Genomic DNA, 16834 nt, shown 5'->3' with positions numbered 1-16834 from the left:
TTTCCGCCGGGCTCTGTATGCGGCGCCTAACGATCCGCAAGAGCAGGGACGTCCAGCGTGGACAGGCAAAGCTTCTACTTCTTCGATATCGACGAGAATATCCTGCACCTGCCCACGCGGGTGCATCTACTCAATACGGTGACTGGCGAAGAGCGCGCCATGCGCCAGCATGAATACGAGGATATCAAGGCCTATCTCGGTGTGCCGGGGATCTGGGAGGACTGGGCCGATCCGCCGCAGCGCGCCTATCGCGAATTCGCCGACGGCAAGGACCGGCATGGCGAGGAATACCTGCTGCGCGACGTTCGCCGGGCGCTCGATACAGCCAGCTGGCGCGGGCCGTCCTGGGAGATTTTCAAGTACGCCGTGCTCAAGCGCCGTCCGGTCGCTATCATTACGGCGCGTCAGCATTCCCGCGAGGTCATTCGCGAAGGCCTCAAACTCATCGTTGATGCCGGCCATCTACCGGAAGAGCCGAACTATGTCGCCATCTTCCCCTGTTCCAACCCGGGAATCCGCGAAGAACTCGGTCCGCACCTGACGACGGCCGGTCTGAAGCGCCGGGCGATCCGGCAATGCGTGGAAATGGGCCTGGAAGACTATGGGCACGACCTGCCGCACTCCTTCGGCATGTCCGACGATGATCTGAAGAATGTCGATCTGATCACTTCGGCCATGCTCGAGTGCAAGCTCGAACATCCCGACAAGCGCTTCTTCGTAATCTCCACCAATCGCCGCCGCCACGTGAAGATGGAGATCCTGCCGCCGCACAAGGAGGAGGAAAAACTCCGTGCGGCCGAGGATGCGTACTACGGATGAGGGGCGCGCGGCGAAGCCGCGCCAACAAGGTCTACTCGCTTCTATGCACCGTCAGCAGCGGCACATAGGCCGAGCGGATGGCCGGGACGAGGCCGCCGAAGAAGCCGATCACTACGGCCATGACCATGCCGGCGACGATCGATCCGCCGGTCACGGCGAAGGAAAACACGACCTGGGTGAAGCCCGAGCCGAGGGTTGAGGCCGACACGCCGTTGAACAACAGATAGACGGCCACGGCACCGACCAGTCCGCCGATCGCGGCCAGGACCAGCGATTCCACCATTGTGCCCACCGAGGCCGCAAAGCCGGAAAAGCCGATGGCACGCAGGGTTGCGATTTCCCGCATGCGGGTGTCGACCGAGGAATACATCGTGTTCCAGGCCCCGGCGAGGGCTCCGATCGCCATGATGATGGCCAGTGGCCAGCCGATATATTCGATCAGCACGGCGGTGCCGCCCGCCTGGTCGGCGAAGAATTCCGTTTCGTTTTCGATATCGAGATTGAGCCGCGGCTCGTCCTCCTCCCACGCCTGAAGATCTTCCAGGGCGCCGGGTGAGGTCAGACGGGCGCGGATGGATTGCACACCGGTTCCGCGATTGTAGAGGTTCTGAATGACGGCAAGGTCGGCCCAGATCTCGCTTTCGAACACCGAGCCGCCGGTGGAGAAGATCCCGACCACAACCCATTCATTCGTGCCCAGGCGGATCGTTTCGCCCAGGTCGAAACCTTGGAATTCGCGGAGCACCGCCGCGCCGACGACCAGCTCGTTCGTGCCCGGTTCGAACATGCGCCCCTCGACGATCCGGAAGCCTTCGCGCACATCCAGTGCACGCTCCCCGACGCCGCGCAGCGGCAGGTTGGCCTCGGTCTGGGATGAGCGCTTGATCCCGTCGACAATGACATAAAGCTCGCCCGAGACGAGGGGACGCCCGCCGGCATCCCGGGCAATGCCCGGCGCGGCGTCCTCGATCAGGCGGACATCGTCACTGGAAAGACCGGAATTCAGTTCGGCCTGGGATCCGCCGCGCAGCATCACGGCCACACTTTCCGAACCCGTGCCCTGGAGCGTCGCCCGGAAACCGTTCGACATGGCGAGGAAGCCCAGCAGGACCCCGGTGACCAGGGCGATGGAGATGATAGTGGCGATGGACAGGCCTGCGCGCTGGGGAATGGAGCGCAGATTCATCATCGTGACGGCGCCGATCTGTTTGAACATGGCGCGTCTCCTATTGCTTGCCGAGCGCGGTGACGATTCTCACGCGCTGGGCGTTGATGGCAGGCACCAGGCCGGTGACGAGTCCGAGGATGACGGCGATGATCACGCCAGCGACAAAGACGTCCAGCGGCATAGCAAGTCCTGGCAGGAAGGCAGCGGCAACGGTCGCGATCGCATTGATCATCAAGGTGGCAAGCCCCAGTCCGAGCAAACCGCCGATGACGCTCAGCAGCACGCTTTCGGAAAGCACCATGCGAAAGATGCGCGGCGCCGGGAAGCCGAGCGTCTTCATGACGGCAATCTCGCCGGTGCGTTCATTGATTGCAGTGACCATGGTGAAGCCGACGATGATCAGGATCGTGGTGAAGGCCGAACCGACGACGAAGAGCAGGATAAGCGCAATATTGCCGAACTGGTTGACGAAGGCCTCGTTGAAGGCGGCCTCGGTCGAGGTTTCCGTCTCGGCCGGCGAGTTGGCAAACATCGCATCGATCTCGCGCGCCACCTGATCGTTCAGGGATGGATCTGTGGTGGTGGTGACGATCCAGCCGATCTGGTCCTGATTGAAGGCGAGCGCCTCGTTGTAATAGTCGTAGTGAAACATGGCGTAATTCGCCGGCATGTTTTCTTCACGGCCGTCGAATATGGCGCAGATATCGAACTCCCAGGACGAGGTTCCGTCGGTTTTTTGCCAGATGTTGGAGAGAAGCGGGATACGGTCCCCGGCTTCCCAGCCGAAGAAACTCGCCAGATCGGTGCCGACGGCCAGGCAGGTGCGGTTTTCGATGAAAGCCTCGCGCTGGCCTTCCGGAAAGACGAGTTCCGGATAGGTGGCCAGATAGGCCTCGGGCGAAATCGCGAAAGTCTGCACCTGTTGGGTCGGGTCCTGGTAATAGCCCCCGAACCAGCTGGCATGGCCGGCCGCCTCGACGCCCTCCACGGCCTGGACGCGGCCCCAATAGGCGTAGGGCATGGAGACGGTGAAATTGATCTTGTTGACGGTGACCAGCCGGTTGTCGGCCGCCACTTCCGAACCGGACGTCCAGACCGTGTGAAACGCCCCGAGAACGCCGAAGATCAGGAAGGCAATCAGGATCGACAGGGTCAGAAGGATCGCCCTCAGCTTCTTGCGGAAGAGGTTCTTCCGGATGAGCGTCAGGTCGTTCATTGTGCCGGCTCCGGATTGAGTTCCTTTTCGACGAAACGGCCCTTGTCGAGATGCAGCTCACGCTGGGCGTATTTGGCGGCGGACGGGTCGTGGGTGACCATGACGATCGTCTTGCCGAGGTCCTTGTTCAGCAGTTGCAGTGTTTCCAGGATCTCGTCGGCCGAGGCCCGGTCGAGATCGCCCGTCGGCTCGTCGCACAGCAGAACCTTGGGATCGGCGACAATGGCGCGGGCGATGGCGACACGCTGTTGCTGGCCGCCGGACAATTGACGCGGACGGTGCCCGGCGCGGTCGGCCAGGCCGACGATATCGAGCGCGGTCTTCACCCGTTCCTTGCGCTGTTTTCCGGACAGTTTGGTCAGGAGCAGCGGGAGTTCCACATTCTGCGCCGCGGTGAGGGTGGGCATCAGATTGTAGAACTGGAAAATGAAGCCGACATTCTCCGAGCGCCATTTGGCCAGCTTGCCTTCGGACAGTTTGTCGACCCGCACGCCTTCGCACTCGACCGCGCCGGAAGAAGGCCGGTCGATACCGCCCAGCAGGTTGAGCAGGGTAGTCTTGCCCGAGCCGGACGGTCCCATGATGGCGATGAAATCACCCTGCGGGATGGACATTGTGAGATGTTCGAAAATCGCGATGGATTCCTTGCCCCGCGTATAGCTTTTGGACAGGTCTTTTAGTTCGTAAAGCGATGCCACGGGTTCCACTCCCCTTGTCTCCGGTGCCGCGTGCCGTATCCGGTACCGGAGGCGTGCGGCGGTCTGTCAGTGTGGAGCAGAGACTCCACTTTGTAAATTAAAGCTCTTCTACTCGACAAAGACTACGCGCGCGGCCATGTCCGGCAAAATGCGATCGTCGCGCTCGTCGAATGCGACACGCACGGTAATGGTGGCCCGGGCCCGGTCAGCGGTCGGGATGATGGCTTCCACATGGGCTGGGATGCGCCAGTCGGGATAGGCGTCGAGACGGGCCTCGACACGCTGGCCCGGCGTCACGCGGCCGATCTGGCCTTCATTGACGTCCACTTCCAGCTCCAGCGAGTCCATGTCCACAAGTGTGGCGACACCGGTCCGGGTGAAGCCGCCGCCGGCCGATGCAGGCGACAGGATTTCGCCGACCTGGGCGTTCTTGGCTACAACGACACCGGCAAAGGGCGCGCGCACGATGTGGCGGTCGACCAGGTCCTCCTGGCTTTCCACTTGGGCGTCGGCGGCCTGGTAATCGGCGCGGGCTGCATTTATCTGGGCGGTCAGGCTGTCGGCCTGGGCCCTGGCGGCGGTCACGGCGGCTTCCGAACCGATCGAGCGTTCCGCGAGGGTCTGGGCTCGCGCGGCCACGCGTTCCGCTTCGGCCAGCTGGGCCAGCAGCGAACGGGTACGCGCCGCGGCCGCCTCTCGCTGGGCTTCGAGCAATTGCAGCTGGATACGGGCGCGTTCGTCGTCCAGGCGGGCGACGACTTCGCCATCCTCGACGACCGTTCCTTCTTCCACGGGCACATCGCTGATCCGGCCGGTAATCTCGGCGGAAACCGTGGCCTGGCGCCGGGCGACGACATAGCCCGACGCCACCAGGCCGGACGCGCGCGAACTGGTCTGGGCCGGTGCCGGCGAGACCAGCTCGCTGGGCGCAGTCTGGGCGGGTTGCGCGGCAGCCGGCGGCTGGGCCGGTTCCGGCGCTTCGCCGCGGGTGAAATACCAGGTCGCGCCCGCCGAAGCTCCGCCGATGAGAAGGGCAATCACGGCGGTCACGCCGACCGGAACGCCGGTGCGGCCCTCATCGTCGCCCCGGTCTATACTCAAGGATTCAAGCTGTGAACGGCGATCTGACATGGTCTCCCCTCATGACCCAAGCTGAATCAATAGCGGGACATGAGGGGTTTTGAAACGGGACAAGCAAGACTTGTGTCCCTCTACCGCCATCCTTCTGTCAGGATGTAGCAGGCATGCCTCAGTCAAAATAGGCCGAGCGCATCATTTCCGAGAGATCGCGGCCGCGATGGGCCAGGGCGCGGCGTTCGGCGTCGGCCTCGATCCCGCAGCGGGCCCGATAGCGCTGCTGGGAGCGATAGCCTTCATTGAAACTGTCGATCAGCCGGTCGCGGAAGCGTCCATTGTCCGCTGCCTCCATGGCCAGCAGTTCGACCATGCGCCCGCGCCATTCCTGCGCGTCGGGGCCTTCGCAGGCATAGGCCAGGTAGTGCAGCTCGCCCAGCGTGTAGGCCAGGAAGGGCAGGGTGCGGTCCCGGTCGACCTCGTCCTCGATCGGCGTCTGGACGATGTCGCGCGGCTTTTGCGCTTCGGCCGGGCCGGCGAGAACGAGGGACAGACAGAGAAGGCAAAGTGTGCGCATGCGGCGCATCATGCCCCGGATTGTGGCGCGCTCAAGGCCTTGACGATGTCGCGGGCCCGTCCGAGAACATCGCGTGTCCGGTCCCAGCGCGTGCGCCTCACGGCCTCCTCATAGGGAAAGAAGGCAGCTTCCGAAACATCGTCCGCGGCCACCGGATCGCCGCCCGTCCAGATGCCGGCAAAGTCGATCAGGACGTAGTGCCAGTCGCCCGGCCGGCCCGGTTCGCGCGCACCGATACTGTCGATGACGTCGATCAGGCCGGCGATGCGGGCCGTCGTGCCGGTCTCCTCCATCAACTCTCTCAGTGCGGCTTCCGCGGCGGTCTCGCCGTATTCGATCTTGCCGCCCGGCAGCGACCACTCGCCCTCATAGGGCGGTTTGCCCCGCCGGATCAGCAGGACGTCGTCGCCGCGAAACACGACGATCCCGGCCCCCGCGATCGGCCGGTCCCGCTCAGACATCGATGAAATGGGTTGTCGGGCTCACTTCGCCGTCCATCCGCCGTCCACGCTGATCCAGGACCCATTCATATTGGCTCCCGCGCTTGAGACAAGGTAGAGCAGCGCCCCGGCCAGCTGATCGTAGGTGACGAATTGCTTGGTCGGCTGAGCGGCCAGCATCACGTCACGCACCACCTCCTCTTCAGAAATGCCGCGCGCCTTGGCCGTGTCGGCGATCTGGTTTTCCACCAGCGGCGTTTTGACATAGCCCGGGCAGATGGCATTGCAGGTGATTCCGGCTTCCGCGACCTCGAGGGCCAGCGTCTTGGTGAAGCCCATGACGCCGTGCTTGGCCGCCACATAGGCCGACTTGAAGGGCGAGGCGACCAGCCCATGCGCCGAGGCCAGGTTGACGATCCGCCCCTTGCCCTGGCGTTTCATGATCGGCAGGGCCGCCTTGGCGGCGTGGAAGACCGAGGTGAGATTGATGGCGATAATCGCGTCCCACTTCTCTTCGGGGAACTCGTCCACCGGTGCGACATGCTGGATTCCCGCATTGTTCATCAGGATGTCCAGACGACCGAACTCCCTGTCGGCAAAGCCGACCATGTCGGCAATCTCGTCCGGCTTGAGCATGTTGGCGGGGTGGTAGCGGACCTCAACACCGTGATCGGCGGCGATCCTTGCCCGCAGGGTCTCGATCCCGCCGGCATCGCCCAGCCCGTTGAGGATCACATGGGCACCGTTCTCCGCCAGCGCCTCGGCCATGGCAGCGCCGATGCCGCTGGTCGAACCTGTGACAAGGGCTACCTGGCCGGACAGATCGGTACGGATCGCAGACATGAACCACCTTTCAAGTTTGAGTTTCGGGCAAGAAAGGGGAAGGCGGGGGCGGGGTCAAGTGTGAGGCAAGCGCTGCAGGGCAGCCAACAAGTCTCAAGCCGCTTTCGCCGCTGCCGGCTGGGGCCGGGTAAACAAGAGTTCGTCCTCGCTCGACGCATCCGGTTCGAACCGGTAGCCGCTTGCTTCGAATTTCGTCAGTTCGGCCGGGTCCTCGACGCGGCTCTGGATGACCCAGCGGGCCATCATGCCACGGGCCTGTTTGGCGAAGACCATGAGCGTGCGCAGCTGGCCGTCCTTTTCTTCCTTGAAGTTCGCCGTGACCACGCGAGCCTTGAGCTTCCTGCGATCGACCGACTTGAAATACTCGTTGGAGGCCAGGTTGAGCACGACCGGATCGCGCTCGCCCTCCTGCAGGCGGTTGAGTTCCTTCGCGATCCGGTCGCCCCAGAAATCGTAGAGATTTTCTCCGCGGCGGGTGTGCAGCTTGCGGCCCATTTCCAGCCGGTAGGGGTGGATCGCATCCAGCGGGCGCAGCACACCGTACATGCCGGATAGGTGGCGCAGGCGATCCTGCGCCCAAGCCAAGTCCTCGTCACTCAGCGTGGCAGCATCCAGCCCGCGGTAGACCTCGCCATTGAAAGCGAAGGCAGCCTGTTTCTCGCCCGGTATTTCCGCGTCAAACGCCTGGAAGCGCTCGCGATTGAGTTTCGCCAGATCGTCGCTGATCCCCATCATCGTCTTGATCTTGGAGATAGTCAGCTGCCGCGTCGTCTTCGACAGGACCCGCGTGTCGTCGATCAATGCCGGCGTGGTCGCGGGCAAATCGCGCTCGATCGGATCGAAATTCATGGCTTTGGCCGGGGAGAGCAGGACGAGCATCGTGGGAATCTCCTTTCGGCGACAAGATAAGGCGCGCAGTGACGCGATGCCAGTGGTTCCATTCCCGTTTCGGTTGTACACTTCAGTGCGCGACAGCCGGGAGGGGATGATGTCGTTCTTCTACGATCTGGAGGCGGCCGATCCGGTGCAAAGGCGGATCGCCGATCGGCTCCTGCGCCTTGGCGACAAGCTGGATGCCGAAATTCCGTCCAAGACGCTGGACGACACGCTGTTGCTGGCGACGTGGAATATTCGCGAGTTCGACAGTCGGGCCTACGGCCTGCGCGGGATCGAGCCCTATCACTATATCGCGGAGATCATTTCCCGCTTTGACCTTGTGGCACTGCAGGAAGTGCGACTGGACACTGCGCCGCTGGAAAAGTTGCGCGGTCTGCTGGGGCGCTGGTGGAACTATCTGGTCACCGACGTGACCGGCGGCACGCAGGGCAACAGTGAGCGCATGGCCTTTCTCTATGACAGCCGCAAGGTCCGCTTCGGCGGCCTGGCAGGCGAGGTGGTCATCCCGCCCATCGAGACGCGCGACGGCAATCGCAAACTGGTCTATACGCCCTCGCAACAGCTGGCGCGCACACCCTATGTAGTGGGATTTCAGGCCGGCTGGTTCAAATTCATGCTGTCGACGGTCCACATCGTATATGGCGAGAGCCGGGCCGACGATCCAAAGCGCGAACGTGAGATCCGCGAAATCGCCGACTTCATGGCCGACCGCGCCAGGGAGGATCATGCCTGGGCAAATAATCTGATCCTGCTGGGCGATTTCAATATCTTCGCACCCGACGACGTGACTTTTCAGGCGCTGACCGATGCCGGCTTCACCATTCCGCCCGGCCTGCAGAAGGTGACCAATGTCGGCAAGGAAGAGCGTTTCTTCGATCAGATGGCGTTCATGACGCCCAACCTCGCCCGCGACCAGATCATCGCGGCGGGTGCGTTCGACTTCTACAAGGTGGTCTACCGGGAAGCGGACGAGACGCTCTACATTCCCGATATGGGTGAAGCCTACGACATCACGTCCCGTGGCGAGCCGCGTGGCAACAAGTCGCTTTACTACCGCACCTATTGGCGCACCCATCAGATGTCCGACCACCTGCCGCTATGGGCCGCGCTGAAAGTGGATTTCGGCCGGGAGTATCTGCGTTCTGTCGCCGGGTAACGCGTCAGCCCAGCAAGACCCGCGGATTCATGATGCCTTGCGGGTCAAGGGCCCGCTTGATCGCCCGCATCACGGCGACATCGACCGGCTTGCGCGCGGCCAGTTCCTCGCGCTTGAGAATGCCGATCCCGTGCTCCGCCGAGATCGAGCCGCCATACCCGTCAACCAGGTCGTAGACGCGTTTCGAGACCGCGTCGGCCCGGGCGAGCACATCGGGCCCCCCGGCGTCGCGCGGGGCGACGTTGAAATGGACATTGCCGTCGCCGACATGGCCGAAGGCGATGACGAGAGCATTGTCGAATTCGGCCTCGACCGTCTCCGCCGCCTCGGCGATGAAGGCGGGCATTTTGGAGACCGGAATGGAGATATCGTGCTTGACCGCCTTGCCATGTGCGCGTTCGGCCTCGGCGATGGTCTCGCGCAGGCGCCAGAAATCCTCGATCTGGGACTCGTTCTCCGCCAGGGCCGCATCCTGTACAAGACCGGCCTCGAATCCCCGCTCCAGTGCGGCTTCCATGGTTTCGCGGGCGCCGTCCGGCCGGCCGAAACTCATCTCGCAGACGACATACCAGTCATGCGCCGTTTCCAGCGGATCGCGGGTGCCGGATACGTGCTCCAGCACCATGTCCAGCGCCATGCGCGGCATCAGCTCGAAGGCTGTCACAGCCCCGCCGGAGACCTGTTTGGCCAGGCCCAGGAACTTTACCGCATCGGCGGCTGAGTTGAGGCCGATGAAGGCGACTTCGGTCCGGCCGGGCCGCGGAAAGAGTTTCAGCGTCGCGGCAGTGATGATGCCCAGCGTTCCTTCCGCGCCGATCAGCAATTGCTTGAGATCGTAGCCCATATTGTCCTTGCGCAGTCCCGTCAGGCCGGACCAGATGGTTCCGTCAGGGAGCACCGCTTCCAAACCGAGAACCAGTTCCCGTGTCATGCCGTAGCGCAAGACGTGCACACCTCCGGCATTGGTGGAGATCAGCCCGCCGATCATCGCGGAGCCCTGCGAACCCAGCGAGAGCGGGAAAAGCCGGTTTGCCTCCTCTGCGGTCCTTTGCAGGTTTTCCAGAACACAGCCGGCCTCGACGGTCATCGAATCATTGTCGGCATCGACCTCGCGCACAGCGGTCATCCGTTTCAGCGTGATCAGCACTTCGCCCTGCGGTGTCGCGGCCCCGCACAGCGAGGTGTTGCCGCCCTGAGGTGTGATCGCCACACCCGCTTCGGCGCACAATCTCACGGCTGCTGCGACCTCGTCCGTCGTCCCCGGCTTGAGCAGGATCGGGGTCTGGCCCTTGTACCGGCCGCGCCAGTCCTCGACGTGCGGTGCCACTTCGTGCGGGTCCTCGCTCCAGCCCTTCGGGCCCAGAGCGGCCTTGAGGCGGTCGATCAGATCGGCGGGCAGGGTGACGGCGGCGGTCATGTCGGTTCAGTCCTTCGGTGCGGCGGCGCGTTGCAAACGGTCATTGATGGCTTCACCCAAACCCTGTTCCGGGACTGGCGCAACCGCTATGCGGTCCGGTTTGCGGGCATCGAGCTCACGCAGGCCGGAGAAGAGGCGTTTGGCAGCTTCCGCCAGATCACCTTCGGCAGACAGGTTCAGGTCTCCGCCGATATCCCCGAAACCCAGCAGTAGTTCGCCCGGCTGCTTCTCGGTCACATTGAGCCGCATGGCCGCGTTTGGCGCATAATGGCTTTTCAGCATCCCCGGGCTGGCCGGTGCGGCCGCTTCGTCAGGCGTGCCGAGCGGGCCGGCGATCGCTTCAATCTGGGCCCGGTCCAGGCCGCCGGGCCGGAACAGGACGGCCTTGTCTTCGTCAATCGCGATGACGGTGGATTCCACGCCGATCGTGCAGGTGCCGCCATCGAGAATCAGATCGACGGCCTCGCCGAGGCTTTCGGCAACGTGGGCGGCGGTGGTCGGGCTGATCGTGCCGGACAGGTTGGCGCTCGGCGCGACCAGCGGGCTGCCGAACACCGACAGGAGCGTGCGTGCGGCGGGGTGCGCCGGCGCGCGCAGGGCCAGGCTGTCCAGCCCCGCATTGGCGATATCGGCAATGGCCGCACCGGGCTTCTTCGGCAGGACCAGGGTCAGCGGTCCGGGCCAGAAAGCGCCGGCCAGCTTGCTGCCCAGTTCGGGCCATTCGGCCACAGTCCTGGCCATGCGCGGTCCCGTGACATGGGCGATCAGCGGATTGAAGCGTGGCCGGCCCTTCACTTCGTAGAGCCGGGTGATTGCATCGGAGTTCGACGCATCGGCGGCGAGGCCGTAAACGGTCTCGGTCGGCATGGCGACAAGGCCGCCTGCGCGCAGAATGGCGGCGGCTTCCTCGATGCTTTCGGACGTGGCGGGCTTGATCGGGGCACTCATGACGCCTGAGCTAGCGCTTCGTCACCCCGGCACGCAAGCCTACTGAGCCGCATTCGCCTCCACATGCAGGATCAGCGTTACCTCTGCGGCGGCCGAGCCCCAGCTCGGCGAGCCGACGCCATAATCGGTGCGGGCGAGCGTGTAGCGGCTGTCGGCGATGGCGCGGCCGTCAGCGATGTCGAGTGTGAAGGGCAGGACAATGTCCTGCGCCGTGCCGGCGATAGTCAGCGTGCCGTGGGCTTGGTAACCGTTGTCGGTGGCGCGTATATCCTCGGACAGGAAGGTCGCGGCCTCGTGTGCGACAGGGTTCAGTCCCGAATTGGACAGCATGGTCTGGTCCATCTGCGTATTTCCCGTCGACCCTGTTGCTGTCATGACGCGCGCGTCGATACGCGCGCCTTCCAGATTGTCCGGGTCCAGCACGATCTCTGCCGACCAGTCCGAAAAAGTGCCGTTCACGGAGCCGCCGGACACGGTGGTTTCGAAACCGACCGAGCTGGCGCCGTGATCGACCGTCCAGTCCTGGGCCACTACCGGTGCGGCGATGAGGGCCGGGGCGAGGAAAAACGCGTAACGCAACATGCGGGCTATCCTTTCAGGATCGGGATCATCCGGGCGAGCAGCCCGTCCTTGTCGACAAATTGATGCTTCAGGGCGGCAGCGACATGGAGGCCGAACAGCACCAGAATGGGCCAGCCGCCTGCGCCGTGTATGGAACCGGTCACCTCGTGCAGTTCCTCGTCCTGCGGTACCGGAAGGCGGGGCAAGGGCAGGTCGGGATTGTTGAACAGGAATGATGGCAGCTCCGAGGCGGAGGCCGAGATCCAGCCCATGATCGGCATGCCGATCATCAGCCCGTAGAAGGCCCAATGCACGGTGTGTGCTGCCAGCGTCTCCCAGGGCTTCATGCCGGCCGGCATGCCGGGTGTCTTGTGAGTGAGGCGCCAGCCGAGACGGAGAAGGGACAGGACGAGGACGAGAAGCCCGGTCGTCTTGTGGAAATTGTAGGCTTCCTGCACCTGGTCGAGGGAGACATTGCCTCCGCCGAAGGCGGCGTCGCGCAGATCTTCCATATACCAGCCGAAAAACACCATACCGATCAGCAGGGCGGCGATGATCCAGTGCAGCGCGATGGCGACGGCGCTGTAACGTGATGTCCCGGTCATGTGGGGGCTCCCCTTCTCACGAATTCCGCTTCCACTATGACACGGACCTCATGCCCCAGAACCGTCTGCGGCAAATTGCCCACACCGAAATCTGTCCGGTCGAGGGTCGCTGTGGCGCTGAAGCCGATCGTGTCCCGCCCCGTCAACACGTTGTCGAGGCCGCCATTAAACTCGACCTCCAGGACGAGGGGCGCCCTGTGCCCGTTGAGGAAAAGCAGGCCTTCGACACGGCCGCGGTTTTCGCCTGTAGTGTCCACACGCTCGCTGACGAAACGGATCTGCGGATGCCGGCCGGCATGAAACCAGTCCTGCGCCAGTTGGCGGTCGAAGCCAGGATCGCCGGTGGAGATCGACGCCGGGTCGATATGCACCGTCAGGCGCGAGGCTTCGGGCCGGGCGGGGTCGAAATCCAGACGCGCATCGACGGTATCGAAACGGCCCGTATACCAGCTCAGCCCCATGTGTCGGACTTGCCAGATCACACTGGCATGGGCCGGGTCCAGCTGCCATTCGCCTGCGGGCAGATGCCGGGGATCCGTCGTGGGCGTGGCGCAGGACGCTGCGAAAAGTGCCAGCAGCGGTATCAGGCGGTCGTACATCATCGCCCTCATATGGCGCGATCCGGCGCGTCCGGAAAGTCTCAGCCTTGCGCGTGATGGACAAAACACTGTTTCCGGATTCGCATCGCCGGCCGGGCAGGTTATGTTCGCCGCCAGAAAACCAAAATCGGAGGTCGGGCATGACATATCGCGCACCCGTGGACGAGTTGCGTTTCACCCTGGAAGAGGTCGCGGCCGTGGAAGGCCTCAAGGCGACCGGTGCGTTTCCCGACTTCACTTCCGATCTCACCGCGGCGATCCTCGAGGAGGCGGCCAAGCTGGCCGAGAATGTCCTTGCCCCGCTGAATCGGGTGGGCGATGCCGAGCACTGCAAGCTCAATGGCGAAGACGTCACCACGCCGGCTGGCTTCAGGGAGGCCTATGCCAAATTCGTCGAGGGTGGCTGGCAAGGGCTGCAATTCCCGGCCGACCTTGGCGGGATGGGCCTGCCTCGGGCGCTGGGCGTGGCGGTTCTGGAAATGATCCAGGGTGCCAATCTCTCTTTCGGTCTGGGGCCGATGCTGACCTATGGCGGTATCGAAGCCCTGATCGAGCATGGCACCGACGAGCAGAGACAGCGCTATCTCTCGAAGCTTCTGACCGGCGAATGGTCGGCGACGATGAACCTCACCGAGCCGCAGGCCGGGTCCGATGTCGGCGCGCTGCGCACCAGGGCCGAGCCGAACGGCGACGGATCCTGGTCGATCTCCGGCCAGAAGATATTCATTACCTGGGGCGAGCACGATTGCGCGGAGAATATCGTCCATCTCGTTCTCGCGCGTACGCCGGGCTCTCCGGAGGGTACCAAGGGCATCTCGCTTTTCCTGGTGCCGAAAATCCTTCCCGACGGCTCGCGCAACGACCTGCGTGCCATCGGGCTGGAGGAGAAGCTGGGCATCCACGGTTCGCCGACCTGCACGATGGAATACTCCGGCGCTACCGGCTGGCTGATCGGCGAGGAAAACGCCGGCATGCGCTGCATGTTCACGATGATGAATTCTGCGCGGCTGAATGTGGGCGTTCAGGGCGTGGGTATCGCCGAGCGTGCCTATCAGCAGGCGCTGGCCTATGCGCAGGAGCGTAGGCAGGGGCGAGCCGTCGATGCCGATGGACCGGCGCCGCACGCCATCATCCACCATCCCGACATCAAGCGGACGCTGTCGATCATGCGTGCGAAGATCGCCGCATCGCGGGCGATCTGCGTGTCCTGTGCCGTGGCGGCCGACATGGCGCGCTATGCCGAGGACGGCGAGGAGCGGGCAGCGGCCAGGCGGCGCGAGGACCTGCTCACGCCTGTTGCCAAGGCCTGGTCGACCGATATCGGCGTCGAGGTCGCCTCAATGGGGCTGCAGGTGCATGGCGGTATGGGCTATATCGAGGAGACCGGCGCGGCCCAGCATCTGCGGGACGCGCGCATCACCCCGATCTATGAAGGCACCAATGCAATCCAGGCGATTGATCTGGTCGGCCGCAAGCTGAACATGGATGGCGGCGCCGCGTTCGACGAGCTCTTCGCCGACATCGAACAGACGATTGAGGCTTGCAACACCTCGTCCCATCCCGACCTGCCGCTGATGGGCGAGCGGTTGCAGGATGCCTTGGAATCTCTCCGCGAAGCCGTCGACTGGCTCGAGGATGCCGACATGAAGGACCGGCTGGCCGGCGCAACGCCGTTTCTGACCCTGGCCGGCGAAGTCGTGGGCGGATGGCTGTTGTGTGTCGGCGCGGTGGCCGCGCGGCGTCGGCAGAAGGAAAATATAGGCGATCCTGCCTTCGCGACCCAGCGCATCGCCCTGGCGAATTTCTACGCCGAAGCTGTCATGACGCTGGCCCCCTCGCGCGTCGACGATGTCACAATTGGTGCGGACATGATCGATGAGGTGGGATTCTAGAAGCCGGGGCCTACACCCACATCCCGTGCGGGTCCGGGTGGCCGCGGTTGTCGAGCAGGCGCACGAGGCCGACGATGGAGCGGACCAGCATCCACACCCAGATCAGTGCAAAGCCGATCAGCCCGAACGGTGACAGGATGACGGTAAAGACCATCAGTGTGCACGCCACCAGGCCAACCAGTGCGGCCCAGAAGCTCTTGATCTGATAGGTGTAGTGCGACTGCAGCCAGTGCGGTGCGGCATCGCGCCTTGCGTAGGCGATGATCACGGCAACCAGGCTGGAGACGCCGATGATGTTGCCGATAAGAAAAAGAACATAGTTGAGCCCGGCCATCAGCTTGTCATCGCGGTCGGCGGCGGGCGTGCCCTCGGGTTCGTAAATCGTGTCGCTCATGGTGATGGTGTTTGTGCCTGCCGAAAATGGCAAAACGGGGACCAGTGGAGCGGGACCGCACGCGGCGCCGTCCCATGTGCGGCGGGGATGTCACGCCTTGCTGAAAATGCTGTCATGATGCGGCCGCAGCCTTGGTTGCGGGCGGGTTTCGACGTATTCGGGGTTGAAAGTGAGTTGAGACAGGAGCCGTTCAGGTGCCGTTAGGCAGAGTAATGGATCATCTCGGCCCGGCGCTTCTGTTGTGCGGACTGGCAGCCTACCTGGTGCTGGTGATGCTGGGATTGTTCGCCGGCTGGCACATGCCCTACCCGGTGAGTCTGCTCTGGCTGCCGGTCACAGGGGCACCGGCGCTGGGCATGGCGATCATGTTTCTGCGGGCGCGCGATCATCGCGTGCGCTTCGCGGACGGGGAGGACGAATGAGCTTGATTGTAACCATGGCCGATACCGTGCCGGGCCGCGAGATCGACCGGCCGGTCGGCATAGCGCGTGGCAACGTCGTACGGGCACGCTTTTTCGGCCGCGATTTCATCGCCGGCCTGCGTAATCTGGTTGGTGGGGAAGTGCCCGAATATACCGACCTTCTGTCCGAAGCCCGCGAAACCGCACTGGACAGGATGTGCAGGCATGCCGAGGAACTCGGTGCCGACGCCATCGTCACGGTGCGCCTGTCGACGTCGGCGGTGATGGAAGGCGCAGCGGAAATCCTGGCCTATGGAACGGCGGTAAAACTGAAATGAGTCCCCTGATGAAACGTCTCGCCGGCCGTGCCGCCGACGAGATCATGGAAACCGTGCGTTTCGTTGCCGGCGTTGCGGCGGTCTGGCTGGGCCTGGTCACCTTCGGTTTCGCGGCGTTCCACATTCCTTCCGAAAGCATGCAGCCATCGCTGGAAGTCGGCGACCGGGTTCTGGTGTCTAAATGGGCCTATGGCTACTCCGTGCATTCGCTGCCGCTGGGGATAGGCTATCTTCTGCCCGACAACTGGGACGGACGGATCGCCTGGCATAATCCGCGCCGCGGCGATGTCGTTGTGTTCCGCGACGAGCGCCAGAGCCCGCCGCGCAATCTCATCAAGCGCGTGATCGGTATCGAAGGCGACGTGATCGAGGTGCGCGAGGGCAGACTTTATCTCAATGGCGAAGCGGTGCCGCGCATGTTCGAAGAGGTGCGTTCCTATCGCGAACACCCCTCCCAGCAGGTCGTCACCACGACGCATTACACTGAAGTCCTGCCGGGTGACCGTGAGCATTCCATCTACGAACAGCGCGACAATGCGCCGCTGGACAATTACGGACCGGTGACGGTGCGGCCGGGGACGGTGTTCGTGATGGGCGACAATCGCGATGCCTCCAACGACAGCCGCGCGCCGAGCGGTCCGGGCCTTGTGCCGCTGGAGAACGTGGTCGGCCGGGCAGAGACCGTGCTGTTCACCCTGGAACGCTGCCGCCGCGAAGACGGGCTGTATTGTCCCCGCGGCCGGGTCTGGCGCGGGCTCTGACCTCGCTCTAACCTCTCCCCGAAGCAAAGC

Annotated in this window: 20 protein-coding genes; 6 read left to right on the top strand and 14 right to left on the bottom strand. The window is 63.8% G+C overall.

The window, feature by feature from the left end; genetic code table 11:
• Nucleotides 1-57 precede the first annotated feature (57 nt).
• Complete coding sequence (locus tag Q1U94_RS02320; RefSeq protein WP_300541534.1) at nucleotides 58-819, top strand: hypothetical protein; 762 nt, start codon at nucleotides 58-60, stop codon at nucleotides 817-819.
• Nucleotides 820-850: 31 nt separating this feature from the next.
• Here the strand turns inward: Q1U94_RS02320 and Q1U94_RS02315 are convergent, their stop codons facing one another.
• From Q1U94_RS02315 to yaaA, 8 genes are all read right to left on the bottom strand, one after another.
• Entirely contained in the window at nucleotides 851-2035 is a 1185-nt protein-coding gene (locus Q1U94_RS02315; RefSeq protein WP_300541532.1) for an ABC transporter permease, read from the bottom strand.
• Between the two features lie 10 nt (nucleotides 2036-2045).
• Nucleotides 2046-3203, bottom strand: a complete 1158-nt coding sequence (locus Q1U94_RS02310; protein ID WP_300541530.1) for an ABC transporter permease — start codon at nucleotides 3201-3203, stop codon at nucleotides 2046-2048.
• Complete coding sequence (locus Q1U94_RS02305; protein WP_300541528.1) at nucleotides 3200-3901, bottom strand: ABC transporter ATP-binding protein; 702 nt, start codon at nucleotides 3899-3901, stop codon at nucleotides 3200-3202. The genes Q1U94_RS02310 and Q1U94_RS02305 overlap by 4 nt, the downstream gene beginning before the upstream one ends.
• 108 nt (nucleotides 3902-4009) lie before the next feature.
• A complete protein-coding gene (locus Q1U94_RS02300; protein WP_300541526.1) occupies nucleotides 4010-5032 on the bottom strand; it encodes an efflux RND transporter periplasmic adaptor subunit in 1023 nt (340 codons plus the stop codon).
• Between the two features lie 118 nt (nucleotides 5033-5150).
• Nucleotides 5151-5552, bottom strand: coding sequence for a TIGR02301 family protein (locus Q1U94_RS02295; RefSeq protein WP_300541524.1), 402 nt, complete (start codon nucleotides 5550-5552; stop codon nucleotides 5151-5153).
• Between the two features lie 8 nt (nucleotides 5553-5560).
• Nucleotides 5561-6013: an NUDIX hydrolase gene (locus tag Q1U94_RS02290; protein WP_300541522.1), complete on the bottom strand. Its 453-nt coding sequence runs from the start codon at nucleotides 6011-6013 to the stop codon at nucleotides 5561-5563.
• Between the two features lie 21 nt (nucleotides 6014-6034).
• Nucleotides 6035-6835, bottom strand: a complete 801-nt coding sequence (locus tag Q1U94_RS02285; protein ID WP_300541520.1) for a 3-hydroxybutyrate dehydrogenase — start codon at nucleotides 6833-6835, stop codon at nucleotides 6035-6037.
• 93 nt (nucleotides 6836-6928) lie between these two features.
• Nucleotides 6929-7714, bottom strand: a complete 786-nt coding sequence (gene yaaA / locus Q1U94_RS02280; protein WP_300541517.1) for a peroxide stress protein YaaA — start codon at nucleotides 7712-7714, stop codon at nucleotides 6929-6931.
• 109 nt (nucleotides 7715-7823) lie between these two features.
• On the opposite strand from yaaA, the gene Q1U94_RS02275 reads away from it, so the two are divergent.
• On the top strand, nucleotides 7824-8888 hold the full coding sequence (locus tag Q1U94_RS02275; RefSeq protein ID WP_300541515.1) for an endonuclease/exonuclease/phosphatase family protein: 1065 nt from the start codon (nucleotides 7824-7826) through the stop codon (nucleotides 8886-8888).
• Between the two features lie 4 nt (nucleotides 8889-8892).
• Here Q1U94_RS02275 and Q1U94_RS02270 read toward each other — a convergent pair whose 3' ends face one another.
• From Q1U94_RS02270 to Q1U94_RS02250, 5 genes are read right to left on the bottom strand one after another with little or no spacing between them, the layout of a single operon-like run.
• Nucleotides 8893-10305, bottom strand: a complete 1413-nt coding sequence (locus tag Q1U94_RS02270) for an FAD-binding oxidoreductase (protein ID WP_300541513.1) — start codon at nucleotides 10303-10305, stop codon at nucleotides 8893-8895.
• 6 nt (nucleotides 10306-10311) lie between these two features.
• On the bottom strand, nucleotides 10312-11253 hold the full coding sequence (locus Q1U94_RS02265; RefSeq protein WP_300541511.1) for an L-threonylcarbamoyladenylate synthase: 942 nt from the start codon (nucleotides 11251-11253) through the stop codon (nucleotides 10312-10314).
• A 39-nt stretch (nucleotides 11254-11292) separates the two neighbouring features.
• Nucleotides 11293-11835, bottom strand: a complete 543-nt coding sequence (locus tag Q1U94_RS02260; RefSeq protein ID WP_300541509.1) for a YceI family protein — start codon at nucleotides 11833-11835, stop codon at nucleotides 11293-11295.
• 5 nt (nucleotides 11836-11840) lie between these two features.
• Nucleotides 11841-12419, bottom strand: a complete 579-nt coding sequence (locus Q1U94_RS02255; protein ID WP_300541507.1) for a cytochrome b — start codon at nucleotides 12417-12419, stop codon at nucleotides 11841-11843.
• Entirely contained in the window at nucleotides 12416-13030 is a 615-nt protein-coding gene (locus Q1U94_RS02250; protein WP_300541505.1) for a YceI family protein, read from the bottom strand. Before Q1U94_RS02250 ends, Q1U94_RS02255 begins: the two co-directional genes overlap by 4 nt.
• A 128-nt stretch (nucleotides 13031-13158) precedes the next feature.
• Between Q1U94_RS02250 and Q1U94_RS02245 the strand changes: the two genes are divergently transcribed.
• Nucleotides 13159-14910: an acyl-CoA dehydrogenase gene (locus Q1U94_RS02245; protein ID WP_300541503.1), complete on the top strand. Its 1752-nt coding sequence runs from the start codon at nucleotides 13159-13161 to the stop codon at nucleotides 14908-14910.
• A 10-nt stretch (nucleotides 14911-14920) separates the two neighbouring features.
• Here Q1U94_RS02245 and Q1U94_RS02240 read toward each other — a convergent pair whose 3' ends face one another.
• Nucleotides 14921-15304, bottom strand: a complete 384-nt coding sequence (locus Q1U94_RS02240; RefSeq protein ID WP_300541501.1) for a hypothetical protein — start codon at nucleotides 15302-15304, stop codon at nucleotides 14921-14923.
• 212 nt (nucleotides 15305-15516) lie between these two features.
• Here Q1U94_RS02240 and Q1U94_RS02235 point away from each other — a divergent pair, with 212 nt between their 5' ends.
• The 3 genes from Q1U94_RS02235 to lepB are packed head-to-tail and all read left to right on the top strand — an operon-like array spanning nucleotide 15517 to nucleotide 16804.
• Nucleotides 15517-15726, top strand: a complete 210-nt coding sequence (locus Q1U94_RS02235) for a hypothetical protein (protein WP_300541499.1) — start codon at nucleotides 15517-15519, stop codon at nucleotides 15724-15726.
• Nucleotides 15723-16043: a YbjQ family protein gene (locus Q1U94_RS02230; RefSeq protein ID WP_300541497.1), complete on the top strand. Its 321-nt coding sequence runs from the start codon at nucleotides 15723-15725 to the stop codon at nucleotides 16041-16043. The genes Q1U94_RS02235 and Q1U94_RS02230 overlap by 4 nt, the downstream gene beginning before the upstream one ends.
• 8 nt (nucleotides 16044-16051) lie before the next feature.
• Entirely contained in the window at nucleotides 16052-16804 is a 753-nt protein-coding gene (gene lepB / locus Q1U94_RS02225; RefSeq protein ID WP_300541495.1) for a signal peptidase I, read from the top strand.
• Nucleotides 16805-16834: the final 30 nt, after the last annotated feature.

This window comes from Maricaulis sp. (assembly GCF_030149515.1).
In the GTDB taxonomy this organism is placed as follows: domain Bacteria; phylum Pseudomonadota; class Alphaproteobacteria; order Caulobacterales; family Maricaulaceae; genus Maricaulis.
The sequence above is the reverse complement of the archived record's forward strand: the minus strand, read 5'-3'. Positions and strand labels throughout refer to the sequence as shown.